The 12280-nt window shown below is 31.7% G+C and carries 10 protein-coding genes; 2 read left to right on the top strand and 8 right to left on the bottom strand.

Features of this window, described 5'->3' with window-relative positions:
• Window positions 1-132 precede the first annotated feature (132 nt).
• From HYG85_RS12865 to HYG85_RS12835, 8 genes are all read right to left on the bottom strand, one after another.
• On the bottom strand, window positions 133-777 hold the full coding sequence (locus HYG85_RS12865; RefSeq protein ID WP_212689991.1) for a hypothetical protein: 645 nt from the start codon (window positions 775-777) through the stop codon (window positions 133-135).
• 203 nt (window positions 778-980) lie between these two features.
• A complete protein-coding gene (rlmD, locus tag HYG85_RS12860) occupies window positions 981-2360 on the bottom strand; it encodes a 23S rRNA (uracil(1939)-C(5))-methyltransferase RlmD (protein ID WP_212689990.1) in 1380 nt (459 codons plus the stop codon).
• A gap of 120 nt (window positions 2361-2480) precedes the next feature.
• Window positions 2481-3422: a 3'-5' exoribonuclease YhaM family protein gene (locus HYG85_RS12855; protein WP_212689989.1), complete on the bottom strand. Its 942-nt coding sequence runs from the start codon at window positions 3420-3422 to the stop codon at window positions 2481-2483.
• Between the two features lie 235 nt (window positions 3423-3657).
• On the bottom strand, window positions 3658-5097 hold the full coding sequence (locus HYG85_RS12850; RefSeq protein WP_212689988.1) for a S1C family serine protease: 1440 nt from the start codon (window positions 5095-5097) through the stop codon (window positions 3658-3660).
• Window positions 5098-5353: 256 nt separating this feature from the next.
• The gene (locus tag HYG85_RS12845; protein WP_212689987.1) at window positions 5354-5776 is read right to left on the bottom strand and encodes a bactofilin family protein; all 423 of its coding nucleotides are present in this window, start codon (window positions 5774-5776) and stop codon (window positions 5354-5356) included.
• A gap of 64 nt (window positions 5777-5840) precedes the next feature.
• The gene (locus HYG85_RS12840) at window positions 5841-6956 is read right to left on the bottom strand and encodes a M23 family metallopeptidase (RefSeq protein WP_212689986.1); all 1116 of its coding nucleotides are present in this window, start codon (window positions 6954-6956) and stop codon (window positions 5841-5843) included.
• A 154-nt stretch (window positions 6957-7110) separates the two neighbouring features.
• The gene (locus HYG85_RS24795; protein WP_408647967.1) at window positions 7111-7365 is read right to left on the bottom strand and encodes a DUF6171 family protein; all 255 of its coding nucleotides are present in this window, start codon (window positions 7363-7365) and stop codon (window positions 7111-7113) included.
• A gap of 2 nt (window positions 7366-7367) precedes the next feature.
• On the bottom strand, window positions 7368-8840 hold the full coding sequence (locus HYG85_RS12835; RefSeq protein ID WP_212689985.1) for an alpha-N-arabinofuranosidase: 1473 nt from the start codon (window positions 8838-8840) through the stop codon (window positions 7368-7370).
• A gap of 98 nt (window positions 8841-8938) precedes the next feature.
• On the opposite strand from HYG85_RS12835, the gene HYG85_RS12830 reads away from it, so the two are divergent.
• Both HYG85_RS12830 and HYG85_RS12825 read left to right on the top strand, forming a co-directional pair.
• Window positions 8939-9796: an AraC family transcriptional regulator gene (locus tag HYG85_RS12830; protein ID WP_212689984.1), complete on the top strand. Its 858-nt coding sequence runs from the start codon at window positions 8939-8941 to the stop codon at window positions 9794-9796.
• 86 nt (window positions 9797-9882) lie between these two features.
• The gene (locus HYG85_RS12825) at window positions 9883-12267 is read left to right on the top strand and encodes an endonuclease MutS2 (protein WP_212689983.1); all 2385 of its coding nucleotides are present in this window, start codon (window positions 9883-9885) and stop codon (window positions 12265-12267) included.
• Window positions 12268-12280 lie beyond the last annotated feature (13 nt).

Here is a 12280-nt window from a genome sequence, read left to right as displayed (position 1 = left end):
TATAGTTTCACTCTTATGTCTGATTATATCATTAACAGAGTTTATATAACTACTTGACTTAAAAACAATAACTTTTACACTAACATATTGTAAACTTCATTTAATTACTTTGCAATTATTTGATTGTTATTCTTATATCCCCAGATCAAATCTCATACTATCTATTAGATTTCTACGTGATACATGTATAATATTATTTACTGGATCTCCGTCTTCCCCTGCAAATCGACCTGATATGAAAACATTATTAATAACAATCTCAAATTGTACAAGACGATTTCTTACTTCTTGACCTGCATAAAGTTCAAATGTTACTTTATCACTTTCACAAAAAGATTTATACTTATCCTTAGCAACAAAGTATTTGTCTCTATTTTCTATTATCTGTTTCTTTGCGTATTCTCTATTTGATATTTGAGTTTCAATATGATATTTTAATTCATGTCCTATACTCTCATTATTTAGTTGATTTTTATAATCATCTACTTGACAACTAATATTACTTAAAACAGCATCGAAGTATTCCATTGAATAATTCGGAGGATTCTCAACATAATTCAATATATCATTTGGAGATGAACTTGGATAAAGGTTTATAATATTAATAAGTTTCATATAAACATCACTCAGGTTTTCTCTTTTGGATTTAATCATATTTTGCTGTATTTCTATTTTACTTTTAAACCTTTCAATATAAGCATTAACAATTAGTGTTACTGTACTCACTGCTACTGTGGCTCCTGCACTAATAAGAACCGTTACCATTGCCTCTGACATTATAATACCTCCTTGCATTCTTATCTCTTTGTCTTGAAGTATATTTCTATGTTGCAGTTACCTCCACCATCTGAATCATCACACCATTTCTTCTATTAAAATAGGGTAAATTTATTACAGAATTAAACAAAATAATTTTAACCTTTAATTTTACTAATTTACTTAAAGAAGATAATAGGATCTTATTAAGCCATAATATTGGACTATTTCTTTATTAACAGCGAGACCGTCTCCACATGCACAGTCTGAGGAAACATATCCACCGGCTGAATTTCCTCAACCCTATAACCGCCTTCCCCAAGCACCTTAACATCTCTAGCCATAGTACCAGGGTCACATGACACATACACAACCTTCTCTGGCTGCATTTTCATAATAGTCTCCAACAGCTCCCTATCGCACCCTTTTCTAGGTGGATCAACAACTATAACATCTGCCCTGACACCTTCATTATACTTTCCTGTAATTACCTCTTCAGCCTTACCAACATAAAATTCCGTATTACCAATATCATTAAGCTCAGCATTCTTCTTAGCATCCACTATAGCTTCTGGAACTATCTCTACTCCCATAACCTTCTTACTCTTACCTGCTAAAAATAACGATATGGTACCAATCCCACAATAAGCATCCCATACTATTTCATCCCCTGACAAATCTGCAAACTCTAAAACCTTACTATACAACTTCTCAGTCTGTACAGGATTCACTTGATAAAAAGATAATGGCGAAATATTATAGGCAACTTCTCCAATATAATCAGTTATATAAGGTTTACCCCATAACATCTTTATCTTATTACCCATGATAACATTAGTCTTTTCTTTATTAACACTAATAAATATACCAGCTACATCCTCTATTTTCCTAAGATTACTAATCAGTTCATCACTATTAGGCAACTTATTACCATTAATTACAACACCGACCATAATCTCTTTCGTATGAAAACTAACTCTAGTAACAATATGTCTAACAACACCCTTATGACTTACCTCATTATATGGCTTTACATTATTCTTCAACATATATTCTTTAACAACACCAATAATATCCTTATTTACTGGCTGTTGAATATAACATTTATCTGTAGTTATTATATTATGGCTTCTCATTGCATAGAATCCAATATTTACAGAATCATCTCCCATGCTTCCTACAGGGAATTGGACTTTATTTCTATAGAAATAAGGATTTTCCATACCTATAACTTTGTTGACTTCTATATCAGTTATACCGCCGATTCTCTCAATAATATCTTGTACCTTTTTCTGTTTATAATTTAATTGACCTTCATAGGATAAATGCTGTAACTGACACCCACCGCATCGTTTTGCTATATCGCACACAGGGTCAATTCTATGAATAGAAGGTTCTAAGATATCAATTAATTTTCCAAACCCAAAATTCTTTTTAGTCTTAATTACTTTTACCTTGATTTTCTCTTGTGGTAAAGCACCATCAACAAATAGGGTATAGCCATCTATCTTACCTATACCTTCACCATTTATACCTAGGTCATCTATAACCATTTCATAATACTCATTCTTAACTACCGGTAACTCAACATTTTTTGCCTTCATGATTATTCATCCTCTATACATTAATATAAAAAGGGCATTCCCATAATACAAATACGCTTATCTCTAAAGTAAAAGAAATGTATTATGAGAAAGCCCCCACATAGAATTTATTTTTATTAATTAATATCTTGTTCTTCTAACATTAGAATCGAAGATTCTCTGCCATCCTAACCAATTGTCTTCCACATCACTTGTTTCTAATAGATCAGAAAATGTTCTTAATTTTGCATCACAGTTATCTGCAAAATGTAGAGCAAGTGCCTCTATTGTTTGTGGTTTCTTAGGTGAACCATATTCCAATTCTCCGTGATGAGCTAAGATACAATGTTTTACCATGTAAGCAAGATCCTCTGGGAAACCTGGAATTTCTTTAATTCTATCAGAAACCCATTCAGTTGATATCATTATGTGACCTAACAATTGACCAGGGTCAGTATATTCGATAATAGGGAATTTTGACAACTCTTTAATCTTTCCTATATCGTGGAACAATGCAGAAGTATATAATATATCCTTATTGATCACTTTATAATTACCAGCAAAGAATTTACACATATTGAGTACACAAAGAGTATGCTCTAGTAAACCTCCTAGATAACTATGATGCATTGTTTTTGCAGCTGTATGCTCTTTGAATGTTTTAATGAACTCTCTATCTTCAACAAAGAATTTCTTAACTAAAGCACTAAGGTATTTGTTATCTATATCGTTAACAAATGTAAGTAATTCTGAATACATCTCGTTAATATCCCTGCTAGAAACTGGAATGTACTCTCTTGGGTCATACTCTCCTTCACTGCTTTTTCTCAATCTTCTTATATTAAGCTGTATGGAGTTTTGGAATGTTATAACCAAAGCATCGATTTTAATGTATTCATGCTCACTAAAATCATTGATGCCATCATTCAAATCCCATATCTTAGCATCTACTACACCTGTCTTATCTTGTAATTTTAGGGAATAGTAGGTTTTACCAGCTCTTGTTTTCAATACTTGCTTATTAACACACAAGTAATGGTCTTGTATTTGTTCTCCTTCTTTCATGTCTACTATGTAACGCATATATTACTCCTTTCAAAACCACGATCAATTTATATCATAATCTATATACTTTCACTATCTGGTATATCAAATAATGAATTTTTATAAATTCCAATCTTAAATAATATTTGATTTCAAATATTCATCTTACATTATACCCTATTTTGTATAAAAAAAAAAGAAACTCCTATTTCTTTTATAAAAATTTAAGAAAGGCTTTGATTATCGTGTTATTATAATCAAAGCCTGTTATTAATTACATGATACTTTGTCTATCAGTTAGTTTCACATTCAGTTCTACTTTTTCAAAACCATTATTGGTTTTTCTTGCCACTTTTACAGATACAGTATCTCCAACTTCATATTTTTCAATTTCCTTTTGTAAATCTTCGAAATTAAAGATTTTGGCTCCACCAAATTCAAATATAATATCTTGTGATCTAAGTCCAGCTTTTTCAGCTCCACTGCCTTCTGTTACTTCTTTAACTAGTATTCCTATAGGCAATCCATAGAAATCACCCATTTCTTCTGTAACGTCGATACCTCTAATACCTAATGCTGGTCTATCCTTTTTATTAACAATGTCTTCAATAATAGGTTTTGCTTCATTGACTGGTATAGCAAATCCCATACCTTCTATATCTGTAGAAGCTAATTTATAACTATTGATACCAATGACTTCACTCTGTGCATTAACTAATGCTCCACCACTATTACCTGGGTTGATTGCTGCATCAGTCTGGATAAGTGGTAAACTCTTATCAGTAGATTCTAATGTTCTGTTAATAGCACTAATATATCCTACTGTAACAGTGTTACTATATTGTTTTCCAAGAGGGTTACCTATAGCAACTGCAAGTTCTCCAACTTTTATCTTATCAGAATCGCCTAACTTAGCAATTTTAATACTATCCAATAATTCTTTTTTCATATCCTTTTTGGCTACAGATAGAACTGCTAGATCATACTCTCTTTCATAACCAACAACTTTTGCATTGATATTTTCGGAATTGAAGAAAGTTACCACAACATTTCTTGCACCATCTATAACGTGTTGATTAGTTACAATATATATAACATCTTCGTTTTCTCCAAAAATTATACCTGAACCAGTTCCTTCTTGTTCATACTGATTGTTAAACCAATCTTTTGCAGTGACAACACTTGTTATTGTAACTATTGAAGGTTTCATGTTTTCAGCTATTGCAACAACTGGTGATTCATAGTTATCATTTATTATTGAAGTATAATCACTACTTACTTCTTTTAAATTATCCTCAGTTAATGCTGTTGTATTGTTTTTATCTTCAAAAGCGAATTTATTCGAATCATCATTTTGAGATATTGTTGAACCTACAAATTTTTCAAAAAATGGTTTAGTGACTTCCATACCTAATTGGAATGCTCCACCCATAAGAACTGCTACTAAAACACATGCTATAACTTTTTTCCATGTAAAAATTTTCTTACGAGCTTTTTTTTCTTCATTTTTTATTCTTTCTTGAAAACATTGATCTGAATAAGCTTGATTATGTTTCTCCATCGACAAACTGTTATCATTACTTTCATCAGCATGACTTTTGATAATCGTCGTTTCTACAACATCACCATAATCATTACCGTCTACATTGTTAGTGTTATTTTCGTTACCATTGATTTCATTTCCGTTCTCATCATATCTTTTGAATTCGTCCATATATATTCCTCCAAATATTTTATTTTTAGATTAACCTCTCTTGGTATCAAATATCTGTAAGTACAATTATTTCAATTGGTTAATCATATATTCTATATATAGATTATACTCATTTTCTTTGAATAAAATATGAACTCTCTGTTAATAATTTTGAATAATTTAGCATTATGTTAAATATCAATAAAAAAGACCATCTAAGCAATATACTCAGATAATCTGGATAAATAAATTATTATTATTGAATTTTGGTTTTATATTATTTGTTATCTTTATTTTTATTTTCAATTGACTTAACTTTATTATTCTCAATTTGTTTAACATTATTTTGTACATTGGACATGCTGCAATTCCCATCTATTAGAGCACCTTCATCAATAATGATACTAACTGTATTAATATCTCCTGTTATTTTCGCTGTTTTAGTCAGATGAAGTTGTCCTGCAATCTTTATGTTACCCTCAATCTTACCTGCTACCAACAAAAAATCAGCTTCTATATTACCTTTAATGTATCCAGTTTCTCCAATAGCTACACTAGCTTCAACTTCCATATCTCCATAATACTTACCATTTATCTGTACTGAATTCTTGGATTTCAGAATAGAAGTTTCTAAAGTTGTATCTTTTCCTATTATAGTGGATGGTTTGTCATAAGTTGCTTTTTTCTTTTGCTTAATCATTTCACTTCTCCTTTGTACAAATTCGAACAAATTTTTGTAATAAAATTTCGTTAATCAATATAATTTATTTTCCTTTATATATATAATCCATTGGATTTTGTGTTTCACCATTTACAAGGACTCCATAATGAACGTGAGGTCCGCTGCTTCTTCCAGTACTTCCTGATTTTGCTACTTTATCTCCACGATTGACCTTGTCACCTTTTATAACCAGTAATTTAGAATTATGTGCATATTTGGTAGTAATACCATATCCGTGGTCAATAATTACCAATCTTCCATATATAGCGTCATATCCTGCAAAAACAACAGTTCCTTTACCAGTAGCATATACGCTTGTTCCATAACTAGCTTTTAAGTCTACACCTCTGTGAAATTCAAAAGCTTTACGTCCAAAAGGATTTTTTCTCCAGCCATATGGACTTGTAACCCATGTATTCTTAACAGGTAACATTGAAGGATAAGCATCCCAATATGGTATTATCTCATCAACTTTATCATTAAGTTTATTATATGTATTAGTTTCACTGTCAATCAACTTCATTGTCTCTTGAAGTTTATTTATTAAATCTTCTGCTTTAGCTTGAAAATCTTCCTCTACCGATATTTCTTGCTTTGCCGTATCAGATTCATCTTCTTGGCTATTCATGGGTAATAAATCTAAAGATGCAGTTATATTAGTACTTCTTGATGCTGAAAATTCAGCTACCAAAGGTTCAGCAGAAGCTTTTCTCTCTATGGAACCTACAGGTTTGCTGTCAGTAGTTTTCTCAGTACCATTTAGCTTGGAATCAATATCCTGCTTTTGGTCCTCTAATTCTTTGAGCTTGTTTTGAATCTGCGTATATAGTTCTTGCAGATCATCCAACTTTGAAAACTTCTCAGCCTCTTCTGCTTCATATTCCTTGATTTTTGCATCTTTATCACTATTCTCGTATGTATTGGTTTGAAGATTGAGATTAGCAGTTGCCATTTTATTTTGCACATCAGCTACATCTGTCATTGTGACCAGCACCCATATTATTACAGCAATAACACAAGCTAGTAGAGGGAACCTAATCCATTTTGGTATTTTAATGGTCTTAGGACTTTTGGTAGGATCAGGTATTATAACAAAAGTTATATATTTGCGACTTTTGATTTTATGCTCTTTAACGTTATGCCTAGTCCCCCAATTCATTTTTTATCCCCACCTTTAACAGTATTTTGTTATTTTATGTATATAATTGGTTTATTTTCAATTTTAGCCAAATACATTATAACATATTTTTTAATATATTTGTAATATAAATTTAAAATTTTTGTATTATATTAAAATAAAAAACACTGTTCAATTACCACTTAGGTAATTTAGGGTGAGGACAATGTAATTTTCTTTTTATAGCTCGAACTAAAACAAAGCATCCACAATGCTTGCAGATGCCATTGATTAAGTCCGAGCAATTTTCACAATGTTGCAACCGCTCTTGATAAATTGTTTCATGGACTTTGATACTGTTATCTAGGGTATCTATATAACTTTGAATCTTTGGTAAAAGTTCAGCTTCATCCTCCTGAAATACCATACATCTTTTACATATATATTTCATGATTACTCTAGGGTAATCCTTACAATACTACATGGGGGTAAGGTCATTGTAAAACCATTCTCATTAAGTATTACATCATTAAAATCTTTCATTGCTACTACCTGAGGAGCATCAAAAGTATTGTGTGCATTCATTGCTTCTGTAATAATTTTTCCTTCAAGATTATTAGGAGTATAATCAATAAGTTCAGTATTGACCAATTTGGGGTTATGCAAATCTGTATTACATATGGTAATATACAATTTATTATTTTCATCTAATGATACTGATTCAACCAAATCTCTGACTTTATACTCTTCTGAAGTAATTTCAGATGTATTTATATAGCTCTCTACCAATGTATTATCTTGGTGGACTTTATACATATCAAAAACATGATAAGTAGGTGTTAGAATCATCTTTCTGCCTTCTGTCAAAATTATGGCTTGTAACACATTAACTAGTTGAGCAATATTCGCCATATGTACCCGATCTGAATGTTGGTTGAACAGGTTAAGATTAATACCAGCTATCATTGCGTCCCTCATTGTATTCTGCTGATACAGGAAACCAGGATTAGTCCCAGGTTCAACATCATACCAACTACCCCATTCATCAACCAATAGTGCCACATTTTTATCTGGATCATATTTATCCATAATAGCACTATGTTTTATTAACAACTCTTCCATATATAGAGTCTTATCCATGGTTCTATAATAATCTATTTCGCTAAAATCAGTAGCAGAACCTTTGTTTTCCCAAGGTCCTATTATTGTATAATAATGTAGAGCTAGCCCTTGCATATATTTACAAGCTCTTTCCATGAGGACTTCTGTCCAATTATAATCATCAGCTGAAGGTCCACAAGCAACCTTGAAAATCTTATTAGATGAATAATCTTTGACATAACTTGCATAACGTCTATATTCATCAGCATAATACTCAGCTCTCATGTTTCCTCCACATCCCCAGTTTTCATTACCCACTCCAAAATATTTAACTTTCCAAGGATTCTCTTTTCCATTAGATTTCCTAAGATCAGCCATTGGTGAAATACTGTCAGAAGTCATATACTCAACCCATTCAGACATCTCTTGGACTGTTCCACTCCCTAGATTACCACATATATAAGGCTCAGCACCAATCAGCTCACAAAATTCCAGAAACTCGTGAGTTCCGAAACTGTTATCTTCTACAACACCACCCCAATTGGTATTAATCATTTTTTTCCTTCTATCCACAGGACCAATTCCATCTTTCCAATGGTATTCATCTGCAAAACACCCTCCTGGCCATCTAAGTACAGGAATATTAATATTTTTTAATGCTTCAACAACATCATTCCTGCAACCATGTGTATTGGGTATATCCGATTCTTCACCAACCCATATGCCTCCATAAATACAACGACCCAAATGCTCAGAAAAATGCCCATAAATATGTTTACTTATTTGTGATTTCTTTTTACTTGCGTTAATAACGTATTTAACCATATTTAGCTCCTTCTCTAATATATTTTATATAATATTGCTTTGATAATAATAAATATAGTATAATTATATTGTAATAACCCATCTTGGTAAATGAACTAATGTTTCGTTTTCATTTGTCATTTTGTTTTATAGAGGTGATTAATATAGAATTAAAATTGAATGCAGTAGGATATGATTATAAACATGATAACAACTTCAGGATAGAAAGACCTTATGGATCAGGCGATTATTTATTTCTCTTTTTCAAAACAGCAATCACTATAGATATTGAGGGAGAAAATATTGATGAAAAACCCAATTCCTGTATTATTTTCACACCAGACCATTTCCAGAAATACTATAATGCTAAAAATGGATTTATCAATGATTGGTTTCATTTTACAGCTAATAATAATGTAGAATCTTTTTTAGAGAAATTAGATTTACCCACTAACACTATATTTTCTATATCCGATTTTAGCTTCATCAGATTCATAATCAAAAAGCTTGAGAGAGAATTCATAAGAAAAGATATCTTCTGGGAAGAAAATGTAAGTGCTCTATTAAATAACTTTTTCATAGAGTTGGCTAGAGAAAACAAATACCAGAATAACTATATAGAAGACCCTCATAATACTGCTTTATACGAAAAATTCAAGATTGCCAGAGAAGAAATCTTAACCAATCTTCAAGCTCCATGGACAATTGAAGAAATGGCTTCTCTTGTGGCTCTTAGCCGTTCCAGGTTTTCAATATTATATAAAGACTTCTTCAATCAAAGTCCAAAAGAAGAGCTAATAAGAGCACGTATAAACAGGGCAAAATATTTATTAGTAAGCTCCAACAGCCAAGTAAAAGATGTGGCACAGAAGGTAGGATATGACAATATGTATCACTTCAGCAAGCAGTTCAAACGTATAACCGGACATGCCCCAGGACGATACGGGGCACTGTATAAGGGAAATAATCAGTTTTAACTTTTAAAATAGACCATATTGATGTAAAATATAAATGAATCCTATCATATGTAAGATACCTAAATAATAATAATAAGGTGGTTAAAATGAATACTAAAGTTTTAAAAACATTAGAATATAATAAAATAATAGAACAGTTAATAAGTAAAACTTCATCCAGAATGGGAAAAGAACTATCATCTTCTTTAGTTCCATACTGTGACATTGATACTATAAGAAGCAAACAAAAAGAGACTTCTGAAGCAGCAACTATGATACTTAGAAGAGGTTCATTAGCATTGGGTGGACTTAAGGATATTCGTTCATCCATTAAAAGATTAGCTATAGGCGGTGATCTGTCACAAGTAGAACTATTGAATATTGGGGAAGTACTAAGAGTATCCAGACATGTAAAATCATATGCAAAATCAGCAAAAGATTCTAATACCGCTAATAATCTAGATACCATATATGGTTTATTTGATGCTATAGAAGTACTTAATCCATTATACAAGGAAATAACTAGATGTATTATTTCTGAAGAAGAAATATCCGATGACGCAAGCCATGAATTATATAATATAAGACGACAAATGAAGGTATCCAATGGTAAGATCAAAGAACACCTTAACAAAATCATTACATCCAGCACTTATAAAAACATGCTCCAAGATCCAATAATCACTTTACGTAATGATAGATATTGTGTTCCTGTAAAACAAGAATATCGTGGTAGTTTCAAAGGTATGATACATGACCAATCAGCTTCAGGTTCTACATTATTCATAGAACCTATGTCTGTTGTGGAACTGAATAATAAAATAAAAGAACTCTTCACAAAAGAGAAACAAGAGATAGAGAAAATATTGGCTATCCTTAGTTCCATGTGTTTTGAACACAAAGAAGAATTAGCTGGTAACATGAAAATATTGACAGAAATAGATTTCATCTTTGCAAAAGGTGAATTATCAATATCCTTAGGTGGTACAGAACCTATTTTCAACAATGACAAATATATAAATATCAAAAAAGGACGTCACCCATTACTTGATAAAAAGACTGTTGTTCCTATAGACATACATTTAGGCAGAGAGTTCACAACCCTCATGATTACAGGACCTAATACAGGTGGTAAAACTGTAACATTAAAAACAGTAGGGTTATTAACATTAATGGGACAGGCAGGTCTGCATATTCCTGCTTTTGATAAATCTGAGCTTGCTATTTTTGATGATCTATTCGCTGATATTGGAGACGAACAAAGCATTGAGCAATCCCTTAGTACCTTCTCATCCCATATGACCAACATAATTGACATCCTGCAGAATGCCACTGATAATTCATTAGTTCTATTTGATGAATTAGGAGCTGGTACAGACCCTACAGAAGGAGCCGCTTTAGCTATGGCTATCCTAGAAAATCTTCATAAGAAGCAAGTTCTTACCATAGCAACTACCCATTATAGCGAGTTAAAAGTATATGCTCTTTCTACAAAAGGTGTGGAAAATGCTTGTTGTGAATTTGATGTCAAGACATTAAGACCTACTTACAAATTACTTATAGGAATTCCTGGTAAAAGTAATGCTTTTGCCATATCCAAAAGATTAGGTTTAACCGATAATATAATAGAGGATGCAAAAGAATTATTAGAACATAAAGAAATAAGATTCGAAGACCTTATTACAGAACTTGAAATAAGCAAAAAAACTACAATAATGGAAAAAGAAAAAGCACTGAAATACAGCAAAGAAGCAGAAGAACTGAAAAACAAGGTTACGATGCAACGTGAGAAGATTCAGAAACAAAAAGATAAAATTCTTACTGAAGCAAGAGAAGAAGCATACAAAATACTAAACACTGCAAAAGATGATGCAGATAACATAATAAAAAGCATGAATAAGCTTCGTACCAACTCTGATAACTCAAAAGAAATGGAAATGCAGAGAAGTAAACTTCGTTCATCCATTTCTTCATTGGAAAAGAATTTATCAACAGGTATAAAGACCAAAAAAGCTAATACCAAATCCCCAAAAGACCTAAAAGCTGGAGATACGGTTTTTGTATCCACATTTAACCAAAAAGGAACTGTTTTAGAGCCTCCTAATGCCAAGGGAGATGTTCAGGTTCAATTAGGTATCATGAAGACAAAAGTCAACATTAAAAATCTAAGCTATGTTAAAAGTGCAGAAGTGAATTATAACAACAAAGCACCAAAAAATAAAAATAACATTTCATCCAAATCCATGTCAATATCTCCTGAATATGATGTGCGTGGAAGAAGTGTTGAAGAAGCATTAGGAGAATTGGATAAATTTCTTGATGATGCATATTTGTCTCACCTTCCACAAATAACTATTATACATGGAAAAGGAACCGGTACTCTTAGAGCAGCTATCCATACATTCCTTAGAAAAGTTAAGTATGTGAAATCATTTAGAATCGGTAAATACGGTGAAGGTGAATCTGGTGTAACAATAGTTGAATTCAAATAAGGAGGTAGATAGT

Source organism: Vallitalea guaymasensis (genome assembly GCF_018141425.1).
Taxonomy (GTDB): domain Bacteria; phylum Bacillota; class Clostridia; order Lachnospirales; family Vallitaleaceae; genus Vallitalea; species Vallitalea guaymasensis.
This window is presented reverse-complemented; position numbering and strand designations above follow the sequence as displayed.